The following is a 23,937-nucleotide window of genomic DNA, read 5'->3' on the forward strand; positions in this document are numbered from 1 at the left end:
TGAAGATAGTATTGCAAGGAGGGAATTTAAATGATAATGAAAGAAGCAGAAGTTATCTTAAACAGGAAAGGAGCCAGGAAAGTAAACGAAATTCCTAAAGAGGTCTTACAATTACTACAGCAAGGGAAAGTAGAAAGTGTAAATCTAACAGAATGGCTAGCTATAAATCATATTGAACTACTTAAAAATGTCTTACCTTCAATAGGGCTCAAGAATAGCTTGGAATGTATAGAAGCTGAATTAGAAAAACAGAACGTTGAAACAGGAATGAAAGCCATTCGAATAACAGGAACTTTATTGGATGAAATTATACTCAAAGAGTATGAAGGAAACAAGGAAGACATACTGTTAAAATTATCTGATCATATTTCAGATAGTGTACGATGTTGGGCAGCATTTATGAATAAAAAATCAAATAACACATTAAAAGATACATTAACGTACATTCGACCTTTTGCGGCGGATCATCATTTTGGTGTTCGAGAAATTGCTTGGATGTCTATTAGAGAAGATCTTTCACAAAATATAGAAGAAAGTGTGGAATTGTTAGTAGAATGGGCAAAAAGTGAGGATGAGAATATTCGTAGGTTCTCTGTAGAATCTATTCGTCCTCGAGGTGTATGGAGTAAACATATTGAAGTATTAAAACAAGAACCTGAAAAAGCACTTCCCATTCTTAATTTACTTAAATCAGATCCATCAAAATATGTACAAGATTCGGTTGGAAACTGGTTAAATGATGCAAGTAAAACGAAACCAGATTGGGTAATGAACCTGTGTGAAGAATGGGCAAAGGATACTGACATAAAATCAACTAGTAGAATTATTAAAAAAGCTAAAAGAACGATTTTGAAAAATAAGTAATATGTCACTAATAGACTTGTTAGTTGTACGAAGGAACAATCATTCATGCTAAAAAAGAATATTTTGAATAACTAGGAGAAGAGCATGTATTAATCAATACATGCTCTTTATATTTTCTTTTATATTAGTGTTGTGAATGAAAGTTGGCCAAATTTCATTTCAAATCTAAACTCCCGTACTTTTTATTTACGTTTTTTAAGTTACTGACAAATATATCGGATCATGAGCTTGAAAAAAATATTGATAGAATTGAAAGAATATTTTATAATTTTAAATTATACATTTGTTTCGAAATACGGAATTAAAGTTCCGAAATTCGGAACAAGAAGGAGATAGAATGAGTATAAATAAAACGGCAGTTAAGACAATGGATATTTTAGAGTTGTTTTATGAGCATGAAGAGCTAAGTTTAACAGAGATGGTCCAGCTTACGAGTATGCCGAAAACATCTGTTTATCGTTTAATTGGCTCGTTAGAAGAAATGGAGTTTTTACAAAAAAACGAGAAGGGGAAATATTGTCTCGGGGTCGTTTTTTTACGCTTCGGACAACTTGTTTCACAAAGATTATCCGTAAGAAATATTGCGATTCCCTATATGAAAGAGCTTAGAGATAATTTAGGGCAGGCAGTTAATTTAATTATTCAAGATGGTAATGATGCGATTTATGTGGAAAAGATGGAAGGGGCTCAGCCTGTACGCGTGTATACAGCGGTTGGTAGAAGAGCTCCACTTTATGCGGGTGCATGTCCGAGAATTTTACTATCGTATTTCTCTGAGGAAGAGAAAAGGAAATACATAGAGGAAACGGATTTAAAACAGTTTGCGGATGGAACAATTGTGGATAAGGAGCAATTGCTAGAAGTGTTACAAATGGCGAAACAGGAAGGACACACAATTAGCTATTCTGAGTTAGAAAATCATACAGCCGCTATAGCAGCTCCCATTTTTGCAAGTGATGGAGCGGTTGTAGCAGGGATTAGTATTTCGGGATTAGCAATTGAGTATAGCGAAAGTAACATTTCATATTTTGTTGCGAAGGTGAAAGAAACAGCACATCGCATTTCGAAAGAACTCGGCTTTTTGGCATAGAAAGAGGGAGTGGGATGAAATTTTCTACGTTAGGGGATCAAGCAATTCTTGTTACATTTGGTGAAGAAATGGGGATGGAGACATACGAAAAAGTGCAGCGATTGTTTCAAGCGTTAAGGCAGCATCCGTTTACAGGAATGGTGGAGTGTGTACCATCTTTTACTTCTTTAGCTGTCTACTACAATGTATACGAAGTGTGGAAGCGAAATGGGAGAAGTGAAGGGCCGTATCATAACGTTTGTCAATATATAAAAGAGCTATGTGATTCATATAAAGAAGAAGTGAATCAAGATGTGAAACATATTTCCATACCTGTTTGCTACGGGGGAGAATATGGACCTGATTTAGAAGAGGTCGCGCATTATAGAGGATTACAGGTAGAAGATGTCATTCGTATACATAGTGAAACAACATATTTTGTGTATATGTTAGGTTTTACACCAGGATTCCCGTACTTAGGGGGGCTATCAAAAGAACTAGAAACACCTAGAAAAGAAACGCCACGGTTACAAATATCTCCTGGTTCGGTAGGTATTGGCGGAAATCAAACAGGTATATATCCGCTTGAAACGCCGGGTGGATGGAATATTATTGGCCGAACTCCAATTTCATTATTTAATCCAGAAGAAGAAACACCAACCTATATTCAAAGCGGTATGTATTTACGATTTATCCCAATCACGAAGGAAGAGTACGTATCACTTGAGGGGGCTAAAGAATGGATGTAGAGGTTTTACATGCAGGAATGTTTACAACAGTCCAAGATTTAGGGCGATCTCATTATCAACAATATGGTGTACCAGTTGGCGGGGCCATGGATCAAAGTGCACTTCGGATGATCAATATATTGGTCGGTAATGAAGAGAATGAAGCAGGACTCGAAATGACGATCATGGGGCCTAAATTGTTAATAAAGAAAACGACTTTACTTGCGATTGGCGGAGCGGATATGGAACCGTTATTGAATGGGGAGCGTATTCCATTGTGGCGTCCCATTTTAGCGGAAGAAGGTAGCATGCTTTGCCTTGGAAAAGTGAAAAGTGGTTGTAGAGCGTATGTGACTTTTGCAGGTGGCATACATATTGATCTTACAATGGGAAGCAAAAGTACTTACATACGTGCTGCGATTGGTGGGATTGAAGGAAGAATGCTGAAAAAAGGGGATTATTTTCAAATTGGTACGCACGCAGAATTAGCAAGTCGCTTCATTCAAGACTTACAAAAGAGTGAGCAAGTTAAAACGAAATGGGCAATTAGCAGCAGTGTACTGCCAAAGTATAAGAAATATCCTAAGCTTCGCGTCATAACTGATTTTGAATATGATCAATTTACAGAAGAAAGTAAACAGGCATTTTTTACGAGAGAGTATAAAGTATCTAATTACGCTGACCGTATGGGCTATAGAGTTGAGGGAGAAGTTTTAAATAGAGTGGAAGAAAACGAGATTTTATCGAGTCCCGTTACATTTGGGACCATTCAAGTTCCAAATGGTGGACAGCCGATTATATTAATGGCAGATAGACAAACGACAGGTGGCTATCCGAGAATGGGAAATATTATTTCAGTAGATTTACCACTTCTTGCTCAATTAAAACCGGGGGACTACGTTTCTTTTGAGAAAATTACGCTGGAAGAAGCGGAACAATTGTACATAGAACAAGAAATAAATATGAATCTATTAAAGAAATTCATCGCTTTACGAGGCTGACATTAGGAGGGAAATATCGTGACGACAATCGATTTAAACTGTGATTTAGGAGAGAGTTTTGGAGCTTATAAAATGGGGAATGATGATGAAATTCTTCCGTTCGTTTCCTCTATAAACGTTGCTTGTGGTTTTCATGCGGGTGATCCGACTGTAATGAGGAAAACGGTCGAAAAGGCACTCCAGCACAACGTAGCAATTGGTGCGCATCCTGGTTTTCCTGATTTAATTGGATTCGGAAGAAGAAATATGAACGTTTCACCAAATGAAGTATACGACTATGTATTGTATCAAATCGGTGCATTAGACGCTTTTGTGAAAGTAGCAGGCGGGAAAATGCATCATGTAAAACCACACGGTGCTCTATATAATATGGCGGCGACTAATCCGGAAATTGCAGATGCAATCGCAAAGGCGATTTATCATAGTAATCCCAATCTATTACTTTACGGATTAGCAAATAGTGAGGCGTTTATACAGGCTGCGGAAAAATACAATATAACCCTCATACAAGAAGCTTTTGCTGATCGTACGTATAAGCAAGATGGGACATTAACGAGCCGGACAGAAGAAAATGCGCTCATAAAAAATGAAGACGAAGCGATAAAGCAAGTGCTTCAAATGGTGAAAGAAGGCTTTGTAAGAGCGGTGAATGGAGAGAAAGTGACAGTTCAAGCACAAACGATTTGTTTACACGGCGATGGAGAGAAAGCGGTTCAATTTGCGAGGGAAATATACAGAACATTCGAACTTAATGGTGTTTCAATTTGTGCACCGAAATAAAGTGAAACTTTAATCAGTGGGGAGGTTCATCCCACGCTGATTATTAGTTTAACCAATCGGGCATTTACGGGCAATTGACTTCCCATCTAAATTTTTTTGACTTAGTCGAATTTTGAGGTGGGAGTTTTACTGCCCGTTAAAGCGGGATAAAGAATAGGGGGAAGTGCTGGAATGATTAAATTAATCGGGATATTACTTGTTGCAGTGGGCTTTTTATTTAGATTAAATACACTATTAGTAGTTATGGTCGCAGGTATTGTTACTGGTATGGTTTCAGGATTAAGCTTTTATGATGTGATCAGCATGTTCGGTAAATTTTTCATAGAAAATAGATATATGTCTATGCCAATTATACTAACTTTACCGGTAATCGGAATTTTAGAGCGTTACGGTTTAAAAGAAAGAGCAGAAGCACTTATAACGAAATCAAAAGGAGCAACAACTGGAAGAGTATTAATGTCATATTTTACGATAAGAGAATCATCAGCAGCACTTGGATTGAATATTGGTGGTCATGCACAAACAGTAAGACCGCTTGTTGCACCGATGGCAGAAGGGGCTGCGCAAGGTAAATATGGTAAGTTACCTGAAAAGTTAAGAGAAAAAATTAAAGCAAACGCAGCAGCTGCGGAAAATACAGCTTGGTTTTTCGGAGAGGATATATTTATCGCGACAGGTGCGATTTTATTAATGAAAGGATTCTTCGATTCAGTAGGTATGCATGTCGGTGTGTGGGATATGGCGCTTTGGGGCATTCCAACTGCAATATCAGCGCTTATTGTGAGCTGGATCAGATTTAGAAGATTTGATAAATATATAGAGAAAACGATGACATCAAAAGAAAAAGAAGAGAAGGAGGCAATATAAAATGAACATCATCACAATGGATACAATTTATTATGTATTAGGTATAATCGTGGCCTTTATCGCTGTTCGTATTGCATTTGATCGTGAACATCCAAACCGATGGGGTTCTAGCTTATTTTGGGCGTTATTTGCAGTTACCTTTTTATTCGGAAATGTAATTCCTTCGTTTTATGTTGGCTGTATCGTACTTGCTATGGTCGTGTTAGCTTCATTAAACAAAGTAACTAAGTCAGAGGAGAAAGAAGTACCAGTACAAGAACGTGTAAAACATGCTGAGAAATTAAAAAATAAAATTTTTATGCCTGCACTATTAATTCCTATTTTTACAATTATCGGTACGTTAACGTTAGGCAAAATCAAATGGGGAAATGTTTCCCTTGTTGATCCAGATAAAGTAACATTAGTTGCATTAGCACTTGGGGCACTACTTGCATTCGTTGCAGCGATGCGTATTACAAAATCGAAAATAACAACGCCTGTTCAAGAAGGAAGTAGACTATTACAAGCTGTCGGCTGGGCTGTTATATTACCACAGATGTTAGCGGCACTTGGCGGTATTTTCGCGAAATCTGGCGTTGGACAAGTCGTTTCTGATTTAGTCGGACAAGTGTTACCGACAGAGTATCCGTTTGTAGCTGTTATGGCGTATTGTTTAGGGATGATGCTCTTTACAGTCGTAATGGGAAATGCATTCGCAGCGTTTGCCGTAATTACTGGCGGAATTGGTTTACCTTTAATTGTACAAATGCATGGAGGAAATCCGGCAATTATGGCAGCACTCGGTATGTTTGCTGGATATTGCGGAACGCTACTTACTCCAATGGCAGCAAACTTTAATATCGTTCCGGCAATGCTTTTAGAGCTAAAAGATAAAAATGCAGTTATTAAAGCGCAAGTACCAATTGCTCTTTCAATCTTTATCATAAATATGTTTATTATGTACGGCCTTGTATATCGTTTCTAATTGGGAGGAAAAACTATGAAAACAGTATTACTAACAGGATTTGATCCATTCGGCGGAGAAAGCATCAACCCAGCTTGGGAAGTAGCAAAAAGTTTGCACGAAAAAACAATCGGAGAATACAAGATTATTAGTAAACAAGTACCAACTGTATTTCATAAATCAATTCAAGTTTTAAAAGAGTATATAGAAGAACTAAACCCAGAAATGATTATATGTATCGGACAAGCTGGGGGCAGACCAGATATTACGATAGAGCGTGTCGCAATTAACGTTGATGATGCAAGAATTGCTGACAATGAAGGGAATCAGCCCGTAGATGTACCTGTTGTAGAAGAAGGGCCAGCTGCCTATTGGTCTACACTTCCGATGAAAGCAATTGTAAAAAAGCTACAAGAAGAAGGGATACCAGCTTCCGTTTCACAAACAGCAGGTACATTCGTTTGTAATCATTTATTCTATGGTCTCATGCATGAACTAGAGAAGCGTGATAAGAAAATAAAAGGCGGATTTATTCATATTCCGTTTTTACCAGAACAAGCGAGTAATTATCCAGGGCAAGCGAGTATGTCTCTTTCTACTATTAGCAAAGGGATAGAATTGGCAGTTGCGGTAACGACGACAGTTGAGGTGGATATTGTTGAAATTGGGGGTACGACGCATTAAATAACAGTAGATTAAAGAGGGCTGATGTGGCCCTCTTTTTGTATTTGTATGAAGATGCAAAAAGGGGAGGTTGTTGTAACAGGAGCAGTCTAACATAAACGGAATTGTTAATTGTACAAGCTGGTAAATTTAAATATAAGTACGGTAAGAATGCAATATTTATCTAACTTTTACAAAAAAGAGTAACCCGTTTGGCTACTCTTTACATAGAAACTTATATTTGTTCATTTCAATAAGAGACTGTTATTGAAGTCCCTTCATGAAATTTTGGATTTTTGATGATAATGCAAACAGCAGGATGCTAACTAAAATGGAGATAGCACCAATAATCCCAAAGTAAATTGCTTCTGTTGCAGGATTATACAGTTTAACAACTTGGGCATTTATTGCTTGCGCAGACGCAGTTGATAAGAACCATAAGCTCATTGTTTGCGAAGAGAAAGCAGCTGGAGCCAGCTTCGTCGTTATTGATAACCCTGAAGGAGATAAACAAACTTCTCCAATTACAATTAAAAAGAAGCTAAGGACTAACCACATAGGATTCACTAAAGAGTGAGTACCGTTGATTAAAGCCGGAATAATCATAACTAAGAATGATAAACCTGCAAATAGCAATCCAATGGCGAATTTTTTTGCCGTTGAAGGCTGCTTCTTTCCTAACTTTATCCAAACCCATGCAAAAATCGGGGCAAGCGTTACGATAAAGATTGGACTTAATGATTGGAACCAAGCGGAATGCAATGTAATTCCATTGAACTGTAATTGAGTTCGTTGATCCGCGTATGTCGCTAAGATAATAGCACCTTGTTCTTGTATAGACCAAAATATTGTAGCTGCAATAAAGAGTGGTATATACGCAAGAAGACGAGATTGTTCTACTTTTGTTGTTTTAGGACTACGATACATATAAATGAAATAATAGGCTGGAATAACAATCCCTAAGATGCTAATCAGGAATGTAAAACGATTTATAGTTAACAACCCAGTTGGAATTGTAACCACACCTAGCAATGTTAATACAATCAGACCAACACTGAAATACTGAATAGTCTTTTTTCTTTCCGAATCTGATAATGGATTAGGTACTTGCGTACCGACTAGACCAAGGTTTTTCTGTTTTGTTCCAACAAATACCCCTAACCCAATTGCCATACCAATTGCCGCAACTCCAAAACCAAGGTGGAAATTATATTGCTGACCTAATGTTCCGACAACTAAAGGTGCAAGTAAAGCACCTAAGTTAATACCCATGTAGAATATACTGAACCCGGAGTCACGACGCGCATCTGTTTCACTGTATAAACTTCCTACGATGTTCGATATGTTAGGCTTTAACAGCCCTGTTCCTAGAACTAAGAAGACCATAGAGATAAATAACGCACTTTTACTACCCGGTAAAGCTAAAATAATATGGCCAATCATAATTAAAATGCCACCATAGAATACGGTTTTACTTGGACCAAATAAACGATCCGATATCCATCCGCCAATAATACTAGACATGAACAGTAAGGAACCGTAAATTGCCATTATCGAGGTTGCGGTAGATTGTTCAATTCCTAATCCACCTTTTGCGACCGAATAGTACATATAATACAGTAAAATAGCTCTCATTCCGTAATGAGAAAATCTTTCCCAAAACTCAGTGAAGAATAAAGAGAATAATCCTTTTGGATGCCCAAAAAATCCTGTTTGAGGAATACTTTGAACAAGTTCGTTTTTTTCTTTCATAATGTTAATATTACCCCTTGTTAATTTTTATATTATACAAGTATAACTTAAGAGGCTCCGAGTAGTCTATAAATATCTAAGTCTATCTATGAAGAAGAGCAGCCTTCTGGTTAATTTCTAAACGAATTTTAAAATCGTTATATTCTTAAAGTTGGTTTTGATTTTTGAAAGGTTTTATGCCAGTTTGCAGAATTAAAATTAAATAAATTTATTTTAATTGAATAGTAGTTATCTTTGAAACTTTAATTACACTCAAAAGAGTTGGGGGGGAATTCATGCAATGAAGTAAGTAAAATGAATTGTACAACACCTCCTGTAAACAACTGGTATAATAAGTATAGGAAAATACATAGAGGTGATTTTTGTGCAACAATTTGAAGAAGTACGTTCAATTCTAGAAAAAGCGAAGAAAATTACAGTATTAACAGGTGCAGGAGCAAGTACGGAAAGTGGTATCCCAGATTTCCGTTCAGCAAATGGATTGTATGCTGATGCGAATGTGGAGATGTATTTATCAAGGGGATATTATAATAGAAGTCCGAAAGAATTTTGGAAGCATTATAAAGAAATTTTTCAAATTAATACGTTTCATCAATATAAACCAAATCGTGGGCATCGCTTTTTAGCTGAATTAGAAGAACAAGGGAAAGATATTACGATTTTAACGCAAAATATTGATGGTTTACATCAATTAGGCGGTAGTAAGCATGTCATTGATTTACATGGAACACTTCAAACAGCACATTGTCCGAAGTGTAAAGCGGGATATGATTTGCAGTATATGATTGATCATGAAGTGCCTCGCTGTCAGAAGTGTAATTTCATTTTAAATCCAGACGTTGTTTTATACGGAGATACACTGCCGCAATATCAAAATGCGATAACACGTTTATATGAAACAGAGGTGCTTATCGTTATGGGAACGTCATTAAAAGTACAACCTGTCGCTTCATTCCCGCAAATCGCAAAGAGGGAAATAGGAGCAACAACGATCTTAGTAAATGAAGAGTTAACCGGGCAAGAATATAACTTTGATTTTGTTTTTCAAAATAAGATTGGTGAATTTGTTGACGGTGTATCGTTGGTTAAATAAGTTATTATTTTTATGGAAAACTGAGGTGTATAGAGAACACCTCAGTTTTTTGTTTGAATAAAATTCATGTTATGACGTATGAAGGGGAATGGTAATAAATAGGTTATAAAATTAAAAAACTGAAAATTAAATCTTTTATTTCTTTAGTAATTAATATAAAATTCTATATATATCATATAAATAAATTTGATACATAATGGTTCTATGTAGAAATGTTAATAGAATGAAGCGAGGGAGCGAAATGAGACAGAAAAAGGAGCAGAAGAAACAATCGAAAAAGAAAAAGACTCATATTCCTTTTCGATTAAATGTACTATTTTTTATCGTCTTTCTTTTATTTTCAGCTATTATAATTCAATTAGGTAAAGTACAAATCATTGATGGAGAAACGTATAGAAATGAAGTGAACAAAAAGGAAGATGTAACGGTAAGCACTCCTGTTCCTAGAGGGAAAATGTTTGATCGGCAAGGTCAAGTGATTGTAAATAACAAACCGCTACGAACCGTTACATATACGAAAATGAAAGGAGTAGATTCGAAAGAAGTTTTACAAGTAGCAAGAAATTTAGCCAAACTTATTGAAATGTCGCCAGAAGATATAAATAAGCTGACGGAAACAGATAAAAAAGATTTTTGGATGCAGTTAAATGAAAAACGATCAGCAGAAAAAGTAACGAAAGAGGATGAGAGTGCATTTAGGAAGCAAGAGATAGAGGGGAAAGAATTAGATAAAAAAGTTGAAGAGTTGCGCCGTGAAAGAATTACGCCAGAAGAATTAAGTGAACTTTCAAAAGAGGATCTAGAAGTACTAGCAATTAAAAGTAGGATGAATGCGGGATATAAAATGACGCCGCAAATTGTTAAAAAAGATGTAAGTCAAAATGAATATGCAATCGTAAGTGAAAGATTGGCAATTTTGCCAGGAGTGGATACGACAGTGGATTGGGAACGTGAATACCCAAATGATAAAATACTTCGTTCCATACTTGGTAGCGTTTCTACTGAAAATGAGGGCTTGCCAAGAGAGCAGTTAGATTATTATTTAGTACGTGATTATAACCGAAATGATCGCATTGGTAAGAGTTATATCGAGAAACAGTACGAAGATGCATTGCATGGAACGAAAGAACAGTCTAAAAATATTACGGATAAAGCAGGGAATATTATTCGGACGGAAAAAGTGACTGAAGGAAAAAGCGGAAATAATTTAATGTTAACAGTGGATATGGAGTTACAGAAAAAAGTAGAGGAAAGTCTTGAAAAGAATTTACGAGCATTTCATTCGGCAGAGCCAATGATGGATCGTGCATTCGTTGTAATGATGAACCCGAAAAACGGGCAAATTTTATCAATGGGTGGCAAGAAAATTGTAAATAAAGATGGCGGCATGCAAATAGAAGACTTCGCTTTAGGAACGATGACAAGTTCTTATGAGTTAGGATCAACTGTGAAAGGGGCTACGTTATTAGCCGGATATCAAACTGAAACGATTAAGCCGTATACGCATTTCTTCGATGCACCAATGTATTTTAAAGGGAGTACTAAGCCAAAGAAATCGTGGAAAGACTTTGGAGATATTGATGATTTAAGAGCTTTACAAGTTTCATCAAACGTTTATATGTTTAATACAGCATTAAAAATGGCAGGTATAAATTATGTACCAAACAATCCGTTAGACATTAAAAAAGAGACATTTAATAAAATGCGTTACTACTTTAGACAGTTTGGCTTAGGTGTACCAACAGGTATTGACTTGCCGAATGAATCGATTGGTCAAATGGGTAGAACGGATGACATACCTGGTTTTTTACTTGATTATGCGATTGGACAGTATGATACATATACGCCGCTACAGCTTGCTCAATATATGTCAACAATTGCAAATGGCGGTTACCGAATGAAACCACAAATTGTACAAGAAGTGAGAGAACAACCACATAGACCAGAGGATGTTGGAAAAGTTATACGCTCTATTGAACCAGTTATTTTAAATCGAGTGGATATGGACACTTCATACATTAATCATGTAAAAGAAGGATTTAGAAGAGTTTTTCAAGAAACTGATGGGACAGGTACTGCAACGTTTAAAGGATTACCGTATAAACCGGCTGGAAAAACAGGAACAGCTGAAACTGTATATGGTGGAGAAAGTGATATTGGAAGAGATGAAAACTATAACCGGAAAAAATGTTATAATTTAACTCTTGCCGGTTATGCACCATATGATGCTGATCCGGAAGTTGCTTTTTCAGTTGTTGTACCTTGGGTGAATGATGACAAATCAGGAATTAATTCCGCGATTGGTAAAGAGATTTTGGATGCGTATTTTGAATTGAAAGCAAAAAGAGCGGGTGGAAATCCAGTCCCAGTAGAACAACCGAACAAGGCCCAGTAAAAATAGTATCACTGCATGGAGGCTTATTGTGCAGTGATCTATTTTTTGAGTTAAAAAGCGTTTAAATAAGGTGGGAATGGATATGAAGCAGGAGATTAAAAGAGGCTGGGGGAAATACATACTCTTCGTGTTTGTTTTGGTAGTAGCCTATCATTCTTTTACTTTATGTAAAGTGGAAGGGAAATCGATGCAACCGACTTTATATGAAGAAGACTACGTATTTGTAAATAAAGCAGCAGTACATTTTTCTAATTTAGAGCACGGAGAAATCGTCATTATAAAAGAAGAGGATGAGTCGAAATATTATGTAAAACGAGTAATAGGACTTCCTGGTGACGTAATTAACATAACGAATGGATCAGTATATGTGAATGATAAAAAGCAAGAAGAACCGTATACAAATAAAGATTTATTCAATAATACGCAAGTGTTTTATAACTTTCAAAAGACAAAAATCCCGCCAAATAAATTATTTGTAATGGGAGATAATCGTGAACTTAGTAGAGATAGTCGAAATGGCTTAGGTTATATTGAAGAAGATAACATAATAGGCAAAGTGGAATTTGTATATTATCCGTTTTCAAAAATGAAGATTATAGAATAAGTGGGGTTTTGTATAACCCCACTTATTAAAGTTTCACTTTATCTTCTTTAAAAAACCTTTTGGATTAAATGATATGAAGAACTTATGCTTAGATTCATCGATTATGAAATTGTTATTTTTAGTTAAAAACTCTTCAACAGCTTCCATCGGTCCAGGGCCCCAATCGGGAGAAACAGGATTTCCATTAATAGATGTATCCTCTACAATAATATAACTACCAGTAGTAACGATAGATTTATAAAGTAAAAGTTCTTTTGCGACATGCTCTTTACAATGATCTGAATCTAAAATAACTAAAATCACATCATCAGGTTTGCGCATATTTAATATAGTTTGAACGGCCTGTACAGAAACAGAAGAAGCTGTTACATACGTAATTCGGTCATGGGATGGACGATTTGGTTGAGGGAATATATCAATAGTAAGTACATGACCTTTTCCAATTAAATCTAATATAGAAGCTAAATACAATGCACTACCACCATAACAAGTACCACATTCAATAATTAAATCGGGTTTTAATTCGTAAACAATTTCTTGATACAAAAAAAGATCAGTGGGAAGTTTGAGAATGGGGACACCAAGCCAATGTGTATCATATAACCAGACTCGACTATCGTAATATTGTTTTAAAAACTCGCTACTTATGTTATCGATTTTGAACACTCCTTTCTGAAACGAAAGTTGTACAATATAATATGTGAAATATAAGTATAAGGAGAATGTTTTTTAATAAAAATGAGCAAAATACCTCATTAAAAACCAATTGTTTATATAATAAAAAACTTAATTCAGTAAGTTCTAATCAAAATGCAATTTAAATATGTAGATGAGGGGAAAAGCAACGTATGTATAAGTACACAATTTGCTTCATTAGAAAAGGAAATGAAATACTCTTATTGAATAGGAATAAAAAGCCGAATATGGGAATGTGGAATGGTGTTGGTGGAAAAATGGAAGAGAATGAGACGCCATACGAAGGGATTATTAGAGAAACACTTGAGGAAACGGGAATAGAGCTTCCAAGTGTAACGTATAAGGGGAATGTTATTTTTAAAGATAAAGACGAGTCTTGGGATGGTGAGGGAATGTATGTGTTCCTTGCTGATTTACCAGATGGAGTGCATATGGGCACGCCATTAAGTACGGCGGAAGGATTATTACAATGGAAAGAAATTGACTGGATATTAAATTGTGAAAATAGAGGTGTAGTTAGCAATTTACAAAAATACTTACCGATAATATTAAAAGAAGAAAATAAGTTGGATCATATATTCACATATGATAACCGGAATATTATTGAATACACAATTGAATGTTTGTCGGAAGATGATGCGAACAAACGGTATGAAAAGCAACTTGTTTCTCAATAGAAAAGTATGAAAACAATCCCTCTTATAAATTAGTAGATAATATTTTAATAGAGCAATCAGCATTATTATGTTGATTGCTCTCATTATATATGCGAGGTGATGATATGTTTCAGAAATATATTTCATTAGGCATAATTGTCATATGTACGATGTTCCTTTTTGTAGCTTGTTCAAAAAATGATAAAGAACTGAAAGACATTCAAAAAGCAGATTATCTTGTTTCCTATTCAAATGCAATGAAAGACGGTGGTTACATATATGGATATGATAAGAAAGGAAATGAGATTAGTAAAATAGAGATAGATGGACAAAGTATGATGAGTAACGCAAAAGATGAAAAGGGGTACTATTTCTCATCAAATAGAAATAACAATCATTATGCTGTTGATAAGACAGGCAAGATACAAGAGATAAATAGACCTAAAGAATTACAAGATGTAAACGCAGGGGCATATTTCATACATGCAGAGCAAGGGTATGTATATTATGATGTAAATATTGGATTGGTGGACGAAAAGAAGGGATATACAAGTGAACTTGTATATTGGAAAGATAGTGATAAAAAGCAAGAAAGTGTAGAACTAAAAGGAACGATTCAAGGGGCGCATATTATTCAGAATAACATGTACGCATTTTCACAAACGTTAGATAAAGTATACATTTCAGAAATAGATTTGGCGACAAATAAAAAGATAAACGAATTTGAAATTCCTAATGAAAATGTATATTTTGCACCAACTGCTCAAAAAGTAATTTTTCAAAAGTATAAAGATAAATTATTACTCGTATTAAGTGATAATGTGAATCAAAAGTTACCACCTAAATTAATTATGGTAAATACGAAGACTAGAGTAGTAGAAAAAGAAACGATATTAGACGAAAAGCAATTCATACCTGTTCTAGTGCAGATAATTGATAATAAGGTGTATGTTTTAAATAATGATGAGAAAATGAAAGAGTTAGATGAGAATTTGAACATCATACGCACATATTCATTACAAAGTGACAAAAATACAAAAATCAATAGAGAGGATAAAGGGATTTCAGATATACAAGTACATGGTAATAAGGTGTATATCTTATACAAAGATATGAATCCAAAGAGTAAAACGAAACAATTGGTAGCTGAGATTGAAGGATATGATCTGTTAACAGGAACCAGCATTGAAAAGACTATTTTACAACTAGAGAAGAAGTGGGATGATATTACTTTTCTTGTATTAAAAGAGTAAATAAAGCGATTTGAAGGGGGAACTTACATTATGGCATTCAAAAGTGAGGAAGAACTAAATGAAGCTATCGAAGAAGCTAAAGCAAGTCTAGCAATAGAGGGTATGATTATTACAAAAGAAATGGAAAAAATTATTAAAGCGAAGGTAACAGGAAAGATAACGCACGAGCAATTTATCGCATTAGCTGATGCGATTGCAAGGCGTGAACTTACTTAACAATCTAGAAGGCACCACAAACTTTTGCTAAATAAACGGGGAAAAAGAGATGGTAGATCCAACTCTCAGGCTGTAGACAAACTATTTTTGGAGAGTTCAGATGCTAAAAAATAGTTTGTTTCTTGCTGTATGGCGAATTTATCCAACAATATATATACGTAGTACGTTCTATGCTACAATTTAATATAAGTGAGGAAGGAAGGTGTCTTATGAAAATATCTGTTTATGTTGCAAGTGCATTTAGCAAGGATAATAAAGGTGGAAATAAAGCAGGAGTGGTATTTATGGAGAATACATTGACCACTACTCAAAAAATGGCAATAGCCAAAGAACTGGGCTATGCGGAAACCGTATTTATATCAGAATCTGAAATTGCCGATTATAAATTTGAGTATTTTACACCAAAAGAAGAAGTTGATTTATGTGGTCATGCGACAATTGGCTCTTTCGCGATACTGATGCATGTAAATAAACTTTTCAGGAATCGCTATACAATTGAAACGAACAGCGGTGTTCTTACTATTACCATAAAAGATGACATCATATTCATGGAACAAAATGAACCAATATTTTATGATGTTATATCTCCAAATGAGTTTATCGACTGCTTTGACATTAAAGCTATAGACAATACATACCCAATTCAAATTGTCTCCACGGGCTTAAAAGATATTTTAATTCCTATAAAAAGCGAAGCACAATTACATACAATGCAACCTAATTTTGAAAAAATTAAAGAAATCAGCAAGTATTATAATGTTGTCGGGATGCATCTATATACTATTAATGATAATCGAATAATATGCAGAAACTTTGCTCCACTATATGACATCAATGAAGAAGCAGCGACTGGAACTTCAAACGGTGCATTAGCTTGCTATCTTTATGAACAGCACAACTTACAAAAAGAAGTCTATGTATTTGAACAAGGTTATTCTTTACAATCGCCTTCCGAAATATTAGTTAAATTAGCAACCGATAGCAACAATAAAGTAGAAAAAGTTTATGTTGGCGGCAAAGGCTATTACTGTGAAACTAAGTATTTAAATTTAGAAAATATTGAGTGAAAATAATAAAAGAGATGGTAGATCCATCTCTTTTTCATATGCTCCATGATTAACTGCGAATCGCCTTAATCATAAAACGATGTTGCTTCACATCAAAATAACCTTTTTGTAAGATGATTTCATGTATACGATATAATTCCTCATAATACCTTTCAACAGTAAAATCAGGAATTTGCCACGGAATCGCTTTTAAATAATAGACGATAGCGCCAATGTCGTAAAAGCGTTGAAAAGGGAACTCTTCTTTTTCTTCTAAAGTAGTAAATCCATTTTGCTTTAACTCAATGCATGCTGCTTCGAGCGACCAACTTGCAAATTCGCTATTTAGCGGCGTGTTAAACTGTTCATTTAGTTTCGCACAATCGAGACCACCAACTTGTTGTGTAAGGAAAATTCCATTCGGAGAAAGGATTCTGTTTACCTCAGAAGCAGCATATGATTCATGTTGATTTATGATTAAATCAAACTGACCATCTTGAAACGGTAAAGCAGTATCATCCGTTACCTCTATAACTGTAACCCCTAAAGGTTCTAATTTCTTTCGAGCGATTGGCACGTTTGGAGCATAGCCCTCAGTAGCATAAATAGTTGACGGGAACGGTTGCAACATTGATAAAAACTCTCCGCCGCCAGTACCCATATCGAGCATTGACTGTGCACACTGTATAAGCTGAAAAGCAGTGCTGCCGTACGACCAAGATAACGGCTCGCTCTTCATTCGACCCGTTTCTGAAATGAAAGAGAAATCCCAACCGCTAAAATTTGTATTAGCACTTTCTAATAGTGATGAAAATAATAGATCACGTTTCATAATTGTATCCTCCTATTTTGTAAGTACATGATATGATGAGAAAAGAAAAGGGGAGGACCTCTTATTAAAGGTAAAGGGGAATGGTTTTACGTTTCGTGTTCAAATAGATTCATATAAATTCGCTCCTTGTGAGAATGGTTATTTATATATTCGGGATAATCGAGTGAAAATCCTTTGAAATTATGGGGGAAGGTAGTTGTTTAGTGGGCAACTGGATGGAGTATACAGACGAAGAGTACGCCCAAATTTGGGACAGGATAGATAGTAAGCTAAAGTTTTCACCAAGTGATTCTATATTCCCATCATTTAAGGTGCCAAGTCCTTTTGTTACATATAATATTTCTCATTGCTTTGGAGAATCGATAGATCTAAATATATATAGCGATCTGGAAGATAAAGCGTTACAAGCTTTTCAAGAAATTACAGAATCAAATGAATATATTATGGCACTGGATTGGCAACATGAGTGTTATTCGGTGAATCCACATTTAGAGTTTGAAAGAAATGAATTTCATGAGTGGATTATACCCGTATTTCCGAATGGAGATTATTACTTCTTTATTCAGAAGGACTTTAAGTGGGGCTATTTAGGCCACCCTTGGGAGAAGAGTATAACGATATTTGGAAAAGAACTAATAGAAAGCTTTGAACAAAATAAGCCGGAAATGTTTCAAAATATTTTAAGGAAAGGGTAATGTTTGCAAGAGAAAACCGCTTATACTTCATTCTTGAAGCATAAGCGGTTTTATTTAAAATACTCAAAAAGAAAAATCCTTTGGTAAAGTACCACTTTTAATCACCGTTCGTAACCCATGTTTTATAATCCAAGGGTTAACAGGGTGCTGTTTATCGCGTAATTGTTGTAACCATTGAAAAACGAGTTCTTTATCTTCTTTCGTAATATCATTAATATGATTGGCTACTGACTTTTGGACATATTTAGACGGATCATTCATTAATGGTTCAAGAAGCTGTAAATTGTTCTTAAAGTCACCTTTCAGAGCTCCTATTTTTTTAGCCCAAGGAAGTCTGGGCCTTGTACCTTCGGAAACTAATCTTCTAATGTGGCTGTTTTCGTCATGAATCCATTGTTGTAATATGTGTAGTGAGTCTTCATGGTATGCTTCAAGAAAAGGCCGAATGGCATATTCAGCAGTATTCCTTTTTGTTATTTCATACATGGCGTTACATGAGGATTCAAAATCGTTAAGTCCATATTTTTCAACGTATTTTGCAATAGGCATGTACATATATCCGTTTGTAAAAGTACCTACTTCTGTTATGTTTTCTGGTCCTAATGTTTTCAGTAAAATATGTATTGCTTCATTAAAATCTCTTTGTAATACATTGTGTAATTCATCTGCTATTACTTCTATACGCTGCTTTAACTCTAAATTTTCAACTTTACATGTTACAGAATCTACAAAGATTCTTTTAGAGAAAGTAGGATCGTGTTTACAAATAGAATCAGCCATTTTTTCTGCTAATTCTTCATTAAATAAAAATTTTAACGGAACATATTTACCCATTTTTTCACCTCAATGGTCAGCTAAAACAATTTTTATTTTTTTATCGATAACCCATAAACCAAAGTCTCACTCGGAGTCGTAATACTAAAACCAGTCGTCTTATAATCAAGTTTCACCGTATCACCAGTGTAGTCTTTCGTAAATGAATCCATTTGTACGGTGAAATCAGCATCTTCATATACAACGTCATCTGCATTATGTGTATCCCACATTAAATCCACATCAACGAAAATACTACAAGAGTTTGTCATTGTCCCTCTAATGCGAATGATCTTTTTATCTTCGCGCTCTAATCTATGTATAGCTGCTTTTGCTTCATCAGTAATGCGAATGTTCATGGTATCCCAACCTTTATGTATATTTCCTTTATTATTGCAAAAACAAGAGCAATAGGGAAGGGAGAAGCATCGGAATAAAAAACGAGCAAACAAATTTGTTTGCTCGTTTCACTTTATTTTAGTTCACATTTATCAAGTGGAATCACTTTCGTTTTCTTCGTAAATTTATATCCTAACCATAGTACTAAGAAGAGTGGTAAACCGATGTAAGAAACGAGTACACCGTTCCAATCGATTGATTCGCCCATAAATGCACCGTAGTTTTGACCTAAAATGACGATGACACAAAGTGCAAATGCGAAGATTGGACCGAACGGGAACCATTTTGCTCTATATGGTAAGTCTTTTAAATCTTTTCCTTGTGCGATATATGCTTTACGGAAACGGTAATGACTAATTGCGATTCCAACCCATGCAATAAAGCCAGACATTCCAGATGCGTTTAATAACCAAATGTATACAACACCGTCGCCGAATAAGGAAGCAATGAAAGCGATACTACCAACAATTGACGTTACGATTAATGCGTTAACAGGTACACCGCGGCTGTCTAATTTGCCTAAGAATTTTGGTGCTTTACCTTGGCGAGCTAAATCCCAAAGCATACGAGTTGATGCATACATACCAGAGTTACCAGCAGAAAGTACTGCCGTTAAAATAACAGCGTTCATAACAGAAGCAGCAAAGGCAACACCAGCTTTTTCAAAAATAAGTGTAAATGGACTTACTGTTACATCACTTGCAGCAAGGCTTTCAGTCGTATAAGGAATTAATAAACCGATAACGAGAATCGCAAGGATATAGAATAAAAGAATACGCCAAAAGATTGAACGAATTGCTTTCGGAATATTACGCTCTGGATCAGATGTTTCACCAGCAGCAACTCCTAATAATTCAGTACCTTGGAATGAGAAACCAGCAGCCATAAATACACCGATAATTGCCATGATGCCGCCGTTAAATGGTGCATCTGCAACAGTGAAGTTTTTGAAGCCAACAGTTTCACCGCCCATAATTCCAAAAATCATCATAAAGCCAACAATTAAAAAGATAATAATAGTAACGACTTTAATAAGTGCAAACCAATATTCAGATTCACCAAACCCTTTAACAGATAAGTAGTTTAAAAGGAAAATAATAGCTAAACATAATCCGCTCCAAATGAGGGAAGGGGTATCTGGGAACCAAAATTTCATAATTAATGTTACAGCCGCGAGTTCAGCAGCGATTGTAATGGCCCAGTTATACCAATAGTTCCATCCAAGTGCAAAGCCAAGGGATGGATCAACAAATTTTGTTGCATACGTGCTAAAAGAACCGGTAACAGGCATGTAAGCAGCGAGTTCAGCTAAGCTTGTCATTAAAAAGTAAACCATAATTCCAATTGCGGCGTATGCGACTAGTGCACCGCCAGGACCAGCTGAATGGATGACGCCACCGCTGGCAAGAAATAGTCCGGTACCAATTGTACCACCGAGAGAAATCATCGTAAGGTGCCTTGATTTTAAACTGCGTTTTAGTTCACCTTTTCCGTTTGTAGTTTGTGTTTCAGAGGTAGTTTGATTCGTTGCGCTATTCATGTTCAACACTCCTTTTCTTGTAAGATAGGAAGGAGCGGGGGAGAAAAATACAAAAAACCGCCAAAGGAATTTGGCGGAACGTTTCACAAATAACCACCCCATCATACCCTTCCGTTAAGATAGCACCCCACGTTTACACGGTAATTTTGTAAACGTGACAGTTCTGTTCCTTTCGGAGACAGCCCCAGCTCATATTTCCAGAGAAGAAATAGAAACTTCGGCAACTTTTCCTTTCAAACGGAGTCGGTGACATTCTCTGTATCTCGTCCGTCTTACTATTAAAAGTCGCAACCTCTACCTCATCGGATTGATGAGGATTTGATATATTGCTAAGATTTTTAATATATGGCAATTGTAATGACTTTCTGAATATATTGCAAGATATTTTGTTAGGAAAAGTCAAAAAATATCGGTTATTGTATAGGAAACGCTTGCAAAACTCCACCCGAACCTACTGTTATGTAACAAAAAATAAAGAAAGAAATTGTTATACAAATGTTTCGCAAAAAATATTGAAAAACCCTTTAAAAATAAAAGAAAATTCTGAAAATATAATTCGACATTCATTATAAAGTCATATTTTTTGGTATAATTAGAGTAACGTTTAATCAAAAAAGGGGAAATCAATATGAAATTAGAAACAGAAAGACTCTATATAGTGCCGTGTACAGAAGAGAGGATGCACGTTGCTAACGAGAAAGGATATAACAGTGGTCCACATATTGTAGGGCATGTAGAAACTGTAAAACAAGATGCGGCTTTATTACCTTGGGGCGCGTGGTATGTCATTCGAAAAGAAGATCACATCGTTCTAGGTGATATAGGATTTAAAGGAAAACCAAATGAGGAACATACAGTAGAAATTGGTTACGGATTTGTTGAGAAATATTGGAATAAAGGGTATGCGACAGAAGCTGTAAGAGAACTAATAAATTGGGCTTTTCAAACAGGAGAGGTAGAAACGATTATTGCAGAGACAATTCTTGAAAATATTAGCTCGATTCGTGTATTAGAGAAATTACATATGAAAAGAGTAGGCACTACAGAAACGATGATCAATTGGAAAATAGAAAAATAAAAAATACCGCTCGAAGTATATCGGGCGGTATTTTTATCGTTATGGTAGCATTTGTTTTTGATCATTCGGATATCCAGCTGTCGGTGCGTTAGAACGCTTGGAATGATTGCGAACAGCAATGAAAATAGAAATAATAACGACAAGACCAACTGCAACGTAAGAAAGTGAAATAATAGTTGGATCCACTTTAAATGTAGTAAGCAGTGTACGAATGTTTGTAAAGATTATAAGGCCCCCAACTAATACCCCAAGTAAATGAGAAGGAACGATGCGTACTAACCATGCAGCGATTGGTGCTGCAACGATGCCACCGAGCATGAGAGAAAATACCCAAACCCAACTGACTTGTTCCCAGCCAAGTGAAATGAAAAATCCGATTGTTGCAGCGAGTGAAACAGGAAACTCACTCGTATCTACAGATCCGATAACTTTTCTAGCTTCATTTCCTCTTGCCAAAAGCACAGGTGTTGTAATCGGACCCCAGCCACCACCACCAGTTGAATCAACGAATCCAGCAAATAAACCAAGTGGAACAAGTTGTTTTGCAGACATACGTTTTTTTGAAGTGACAATTTGTTTTTGAATGAGGAATCGTAATAAAATATAAACCCCTAAAGTAAATAAAAATACGGAAATGTACGGTTTAATTACATCACCAGGTAAATTGCTTAAAAAACATGCCCCAATAAATGCGCCAATTGCTCCTGGTAATGTAAGCCTGGAAACGGTATATTTATCGACGTTTCCAAATTTGATGTGTGATGCACCAGAAGCGGCAGTTGTAACAACTTCAGCTAAATGAACTGATGCAGATGCAACGGCTGGTGCAATACCAAACATTAATAAAAGTGATGTAGATGTTACCCCATACGCCATTCCAAGCGCTCCATCGATTAATTGAGCGAAAAATCCGATAATAGCAAAGACAATTAATTTCTGCATAAATAATCCCCCTGTAATAATAAATGAAAAAGACACTTTTCCCGTATGAGAAAAGTGCCTTTGGTTTTTCCAATCAGCAATAATTAAATTTGTTTTATTATAATACATATTAATCGTATAAATCAACTAGGTTTTAAAGTTTTTGAATTGAATGAAAGAAAAATAAAATATACAATAAAAGGATGGAGAGAAAGGGGAGAAAGACATGTTACGATTTGATCATCTCGTACACGCAGTACATGGTACACCGGAGGAAGCGGCGAACCAAATGCAGGAGCATGGATTGCATACTGTAGTAGGCGGAGAGCATACGACTTGGGGTACTTGGAATAGTTTATGTTATTTTGATTTATCATATATTGAATTTTTAGCAGTTCAGCATGAAGAAAAAGCGAAGAAAGCAGAAAATCCATTAGTACAAGAAACAGTGGTGAAACTACAAAATGGAGAAGGGATGCTACAAATCGCAATCCGAACAGATGCAATTGAAGAACTAGCAGTTAAATTTAGTAAACACGGCTTACATACGATAGGGCCATTTGAAGGTAAACGTATGAGAAAAGATGGCCGCCTTTTAGAATGGAAAATGTTATTTGTTAAGCAAGAAGAGAACGGACCGAAATTGCCTTTCTTTATACAGTGGAATGAAACGGATGAAGAAAGAAGAAACGATTTACGTAACATAGGAACAATCACTGAACATAAAAACAAAGTACAACAACTTGATACAATTCATTACGCAGTGAAAAACGTTCGAGAAACAGTGCGGAAATGGGAAGACGTAATGGGGCTAAATGTAAGCTCAGTCGTAAAAAATGAAGAATGGAATGCGGAATGTCAAAGTGTAGCGTTTGGTGACATTCATGTGCAGTTTTGTGAACCAATTGGAGAAGGGCTAGTACTAGAACGATTGAAGCATCATGGCGAATATCCATTTGCAGTGGAGTTTAAAGGTGAAAATAAACGAGAGCATGAAGTGTTAGGTAGTTTGTACATATATTGATAGAGGTGA

25 protein-coding genes and 1 riboswitch are annotated in these 23,937 nt (G+C 35.7%); of the genes, 18 read left to right on the top strand and 7 right to left on the bottom strand.

The annotated features are described in order from the left end of the window. The first annotated feature begins 30 nt into the window (after positions 1-30). The 8 genes from MR113_RS04875 to pcp all read left to right on the top strand — a co-directional run bounded on the left by MR113_RS04875 (position 31) and on the right by pcp (position 6,936). Positions 31-864 carry a DNA alkylation repair protein gene (locus MR113_RS04875; protein WP_242251701.1) on the top strand — a complete coding sequence of 278 codons (834 nt, stop codon included), beginning with the start codon at positions 31-33 and terminating at the stop codon, positions 862-864. A 337-nt stretch (positions 865-1,201) separates the two neighbouring features. Beyond that, the gene (locus MR113_RS04880) at positions 1,202-1,954 is read left to right on the top strand and encodes an IclR family transcriptional regulator (protein WP_242251703.1); all 753 of its coding nucleotides are present in this window, start codon (positions 1,202-1,204) and stop codon (positions 1,952-1,954) included. 14 nt (positions 1,955-1,968) lie between these two features. Further along, the gene (gene pxpB, locus MR113_RS04885; RefSeq protein WP_242251715.1) at positions 1,969-2,682 is read left to right on the top strand and encodes a 5-oxoprolinase subunit PxpB; all 714 of its coding nucleotides are present in this window, start codon (positions 1,969-1,971) and stop codon (positions 2,680-2,682) included. After that, the gene (locus MR113_RS04890; RefSeq protein WP_242251717.1) at positions 2,673-3,662 is read left to right on the top strand and encodes a 5-oxoprolinase subunit C family protein; all 990 of its coding nucleotides are present in this window, start codon (positions 2,673-2,675) and stop codon (positions 3,660-3,662) included. The genes pxpB and MR113_RS04890 overlap by 10 nt, the downstream gene beginning before the upstream one ends. Positions 3,663-3,680: 18 nt before the next feature. Further along, a complete protein-coding gene (gene pxpA, locus MR113_RS04895; protein ID WP_242251719.1) occupies positions 3,681-4,442 on the top strand; it encodes a 5-oxoprolinase subunit PxpA in 762 nt (253 codons plus the stop codon). A gap of 171 nt (positions 4,443-4,613) precedes the next feature. Then, a complete protein-coding gene (locus MR113_RS04900) occupies positions 4,614-5,309 on the top strand; it encodes a DUF969 domain-containing protein (RefSeq protein ID WP_061676954.1) in 696 nt (231 codons plus the stop codon). 1 nt (position 5,310) lies between these two features. Beyond that, the gene (locus MR113_RS04905; RefSeq protein ID WP_098096428.1) at positions 5,311-6,273 is read left to right on the top strand and encodes a DUF979 domain-containing protein; all 963 of its coding nucleotides are present in this window, start codon (positions 5,311-5,313) and stop codon (positions 6,271-6,273) included. A gap of 15 nt (positions 6,274-6,288) precedes the next feature. Further along, positions 6,289-6,936: a pyroglutamyl-peptidase I gene (pcp, locus tag MR113_RS04910; protein WP_242251721.1), complete on the top strand. Its 648-nt coding sequence runs from the start codon at positions 6,289-6,291 to the stop codon at positions 6,934-6,936. 243 nt (positions 6,937-7,179) lie between these two features. On the opposite strand, the gene MR113_RS04915 is transcribed toward pcp, so the two are convergent. Further along, positions 7,180-8,667 carry a peptide MFS transporter gene (locus tag MR113_RS04915; RefSeq protein WP_242251722.1) on the bottom strand — a complete coding sequence of 496 codons (1,488 nt, stop codon included), beginning with the start codon at positions 8,665-8,667 and terminating at the stop codon, positions 7,180-7,182. 364 nt (positions 8,668-9,031) lie between these two features. On the opposite strand from MR113_RS04915, the gene MR113_RS04920 reads away from it, so the two are divergent. From MR113_RS04920 to lepB, 3 genes are all read left to right on the top strand, one after another. After that, positions 9,032-9,760, top strand: coding sequence for an NAD-dependent protein deacylase (locus MR113_RS04920; protein WP_242251732.1), 729 nt, complete (start codon positions 9,032-9,034; stop codon positions 9,758-9,760). A gap of 241 nt (positions 9,761-10,001) precedes the next feature. Then, positions 10,002-12,155 (top strand): peptidoglycan D,D-transpeptidase FtsI family protein, encoded by a 2,154-nt coding sequence (locus tag MR113_RS04925; RefSeq protein ID WP_242251734.1) that lies wholly within the window; start codon positions 10,002-10,004, stop codon positions 12,153-12,155. Between the two features lie 82 nt (positions 12,156-12,237). Beyond that, complete coding sequence (gene lepB / locus MR113_RS04930) at positions 12,238-12,759, top strand: signal peptidase I (RefSeq protein ID WP_000806886.1); 522 nt, start codon at positions 12,238-12,240, stop codon at positions 12,757-12,759. A 33-nt stretch (positions 12,760-12,792) separates the two neighbouring features. Here lepB and MR113_RS04935 read toward each other — a convergent pair whose 3' ends face one another. Further along, a complete protein-coding gene (locus tag MR113_RS04935; RefSeq protein ID WP_242251736.1) occupies positions 12,793-13,425 on the bottom strand; it encodes a cephalosporin hydroxylase family protein in 633 nt (210 codons plus the stop codon). Positions 13,426-13,607: 182 nt separating this feature from the next. Here MR113_RS04935 and MR113_RS04940 point away from each other — a divergent pair, with 182 nt between their 5' ends. From MR113_RS04940 to MR113_RS04955, 4 genes are all read left to right on the top strand, one after another. Beyond that, positions 13,608-14,132 carry an NUDIX hydrolase gene (locus tag MR113_RS04940; RefSeq protein ID WP_242251738.1) on the top strand — a complete coding sequence of 175 codons (525 nt, stop codon included), beginning with the start codon at positions 13,608-13,610 and terminating at the stop codon, positions 14,130-14,132. Positions 14,133-14,236: 104 nt separating this feature from the next. After that, complete coding sequence (locus MR113_RS04945; protein ID WP_242251740.1) at positions 14,237-15,364, top strand: hypothetical protein; 1,128 nt, start codon at positions 14,237-14,239, stop codon at positions 15,362-15,364. A 30-nt stretch (positions 15,365-15,394) separates the two neighbouring features. After that, on the top strand, positions 15,395-15,580 hold the full coding sequence (locus MR113_RS04950; RefSeq protein ID WP_088063870.1) for an antitoxin VbhA family protein: 186 nt from the start codon (positions 15,395-15,397) through the stop codon (positions 15,578-15,580). 209 nt (positions 15,581-15,789) lie between these two features. Then, positions 15,790-16,647: a PhzF family phenazine biosynthesis protein gene (locus MR113_RS04955; RefSeq protein WP_242251742.1), complete on the top strand. Its 858-nt coding sequence runs from the start codon at positions 15,790-15,792 to the stop codon at positions 16,645-16,647. A 49-nt stretch (positions 16,648-16,696) separates the two neighbouring features. Here the strand turns inward: MR113_RS04955 and MR113_RS04960 are convergent, their stop codons facing one another. Further along, on the bottom strand, positions 16,697-17,458 hold the full coding sequence (locus MR113_RS04960; protein WP_242251744.1) for a class I SAM-dependent methyltransferase: 762 nt from the start codon (positions 17,456-17,458) through the stop codon (positions 16,697-16,699). Between the two features lie 203 nt (positions 17,459-17,661). On the opposite strand from MR113_RS04960, the gene MR113_RS04965 reads away from it, so the two are divergent. Next, positions 17,662-18,153, top strand: a complete 492-nt coding sequence (locus tag MR113_RS04965; protein WP_242251747.1) for a DUF2716 domain-containing protein — start codon at positions 17,662-17,664, stop codon at positions 18,151-18,153. A 63-nt stretch (positions 18,154-18,216) separates the two neighbouring features. Here MR113_RS04965 and MR113_RS04970 read toward each other — a convergent pair whose 3' ends face one another. The 3 genes from MR113_RS04970 to MR113_RS04980 form a co-directional block, all read right to left on the bottom strand. Beyond that, positions 18,217-18,987, bottom strand: coding sequence for a DNA alkylation repair protein (locus tag MR113_RS04970; RefSeq protein ID WP_242251750.1), 771 nt, complete (start codon positions 18,985-18,987; stop codon positions 18,217-18,219). A 32-nt stretch (positions 18,988-19,019) separates the two neighbouring features. After that, positions 19,020-19,325, bottom strand: a complete 306-nt coding sequence (locus MR113_RS04975) for an iron-sulfur cluster biosynthesis family protein (RefSeq protein ID WP_242251752.1) — start codon at positions 19,323-19,325, stop codon at positions 19,020-19,022. Positions 19,326-19,438: 113 nt separating this feature from the next. Next, positions 19,439-20,905 carry an amino acid permease gene (locus MR113_RS04980; protein ID WP_242251753.1) on the bottom strand — a complete coding sequence of 489 codons (1,467 nt, stop codon included), beginning with the start codon at positions 20,903-20,905 and terminating at the stop codon, positions 19,439-19,441. 112 nt (positions 20,906-21,017) lie between these two features. Further along, positions 21,018-21,210, bottom strand: a riboswitch (Lysine riboswitch). 323 nt (positions 21,211-21,533) lie between these two features. Here MR113_RS04980 and MR113_RS04985 point away from each other — a divergent pair. Continuing rightward, the gene (locus MR113_RS04985; protein WP_242251759.1) at positions 21,534-21,983 is read left to right on the top strand and encodes a GNAT family N-acetyltransferase; all 450 of its coding nucleotides are present in this window, start codon (positions 21,534-21,536) and stop codon (positions 21,981-21,983) included. 39 nt (positions 21,984-22,022) lie between these two features. On the opposite strand, the gene MR113_RS04990 is transcribed toward MR113_RS04985, so the two are convergent. Beyond that, a complete protein-coding gene (locus MR113_RS04990) occupies positions 22,023-23,033 on the bottom strand; it encodes a sulfite exporter TauE/SafE family protein (protein ID WP_242251761.1) in 1,011 nt (336 codons plus the stop codon). Between the two features lie 97 nt (positions 23,034-23,130). Between MR113_RS04990 and MR113_RS04995 the strand changes: the two genes are divergently transcribed. Beyond that, complete coding sequence (locus MR113_RS04995) at positions 23,131-23,928, top strand: VOC family protein (RefSeq protein WP_242251764.1); 798 nt, start codon at positions 23,131-23,133, stop codon at positions 23,926-23,928. The last annotated feature ends 9 nt before the right edge of the window (positions 23,929-23,937 follow it).

The sequence above is a fragment of the Bacillus cereus group sp. BfR-BA-01379 genome, assembly GCF_022663605.1.
GTDB lineage: Bacteria > Bacillota > Bacilli > Bacillales > Bacillaceae_G > Bacillus_A > Bacillus_A mobilis.

What these genes read in the sequence shown, in the direction of transcription:
- MR113_RS04875 (WP_242251701.1), top strand. Translation starts at nt 31, where the DNA reads ATGATAATGAAAGAAGCAGAAGTTATCTTAAACAGGAAAGGAGCCAGG.
- MR113_RS04880 (WP_242251703.1), top strand. Translation starts at nt 1,202, where the DNA reads ATGAGTATAAATAAAACGGCAGTTAAGACAATGGATATTTTAGAGTTG.
- pxpB (WP_242251715.1), top strand. Translation starts at nt 1,969, where the DNA reads ATGAAATTTTCTACGTTAGGGGATCAAGCAATTCTTGTTACATTTGGT.
- MR113_RS04890 (WP_242251717.1), top strand. Translation starts at nt 2,673, where the DNA reads ATGGATGTAGAGGTTTTACATGCAGGAATGTTTACAACAGTCCAAGAT.
- MR113_RS04900 (WP_061676954.1), top strand. Translation starts at nt 4,614, where the DNA reads ATGATTAAATTAATCGGGATATTACTTGTTGCAGTGGGCTTTTTATTT.
- MR113_RS04905 (WP_098096428.1), top strand. Translation starts at nt 5,311, where the DNA reads ATGAACATCATCACAATGGATACAATTTATTATGTATTAGGTATAATC.
- pcp (WP_242251721.1), top strand. Translation starts at nt 6,289, where the DNA reads ATGAAAACAGTATTACTAACAGGATTTGATCCATTCGGCGGAGAAAGC.
- MR113_RS04915 (WP_242251722.1), bottom strand. Translation starts at nt 8,667, where the DNA reads ATGAAAGAAAAAAACGAACTTGTTCAAAGTATTCCTCAAACAGGATTT.
- MR113_RS04925 (WP_242251734.1), top strand. Translation starts at nt 10,002, where the DNA reads ATGAGACAGAAAAAGGAGCAGAAGAAACAATCGAAAAAGAAAAAGACT.
- lepB (WP_000806886.1), top strand. Translation starts at nt 12,238, where the DNA reads ATGAAGCAGGAGATTAAAAGAGGCTGGGGGAAATACATACTCTTCGTG.
- MR113_RS04940 (WP_242251738.1), top strand. Translation starts at nt 13,608, where the DNA reads ATGTATAAGTACACAATTTGCTTCATTAGAAAAGGAAATGAAATACTC.
- MR113_RS04945 (WP_242251740.1), top strand. Translation starts at nt 14,237, where the DNA reads ATGTTTCAGAAATATATTTCATTAGGCATAATTGTCATATGTACGATG.
- MR113_RS04950 (WP_088063870.1), top strand. Translation starts at nt 15,395, where the DNA reads ATGGCATTCAAAAGTGAGGAAGAACTAAATGAAGCTATCGAAGAAGCT.
- MR113_RS04955 (WP_242251742.1), top strand. Translation starts at nt 15,790, where the DNA reads ATGAAAATATCTGTTTATGTTGCAAGTGCATTTAGCAAGGATAATAAA.
- MR113_RS04960 (WP_242251744.1), bottom strand. Translation starts at nt 17,458, where the DNA reads ATGAAACGTGATCTATTATTTTCATCACTATTAGAAAGTGCTAATACA.
- MR113_RS04970 (WP_242251750.1), bottom strand. Translation starts at nt 18,987, where the DNA reads ATGGGTAAATATGTTCCGTTAAAATTTTTATTTAATGAAGAATTAGCA.
- MR113_RS04975 (WP_242251752.1), bottom strand. Translation starts at nt 19,325, where the DNA reads ATGAACATTCGCATTACTGATGAAGCAAAAGCAGCTATACATAGATTA.
- MR113_RS04980 (WP_242251753.1), bottom strand. Translation starts at nt 20,905, where the DNA reads ATGAATAGCGCAACGAATCAAACTACCTCTGAAACACAAACTACAAAC.
- MR113_RS04985 (WP_242251759.1), top strand. Translation starts at nt 21,534, where the DNA reads ATGAAATTAGAAACAGAAAGACTCTATATAGTGCCGTGTACAGAAGAG.
- MR113_RS04990 (WP_242251761.1), bottom strand. Translation starts at nt 23,033, where the DNA reads ATGTATTATAATAAAACAAATTTAATTATTGCTGATTGGAAAAACCAA.
- MR113_RS04995 (WP_242251764.1), top strand. Translation starts at nt 23,131, where the DNA reads ATGTTACGATTTGATCATCTCGTACACGCAGTACATGGTACACCGGAG.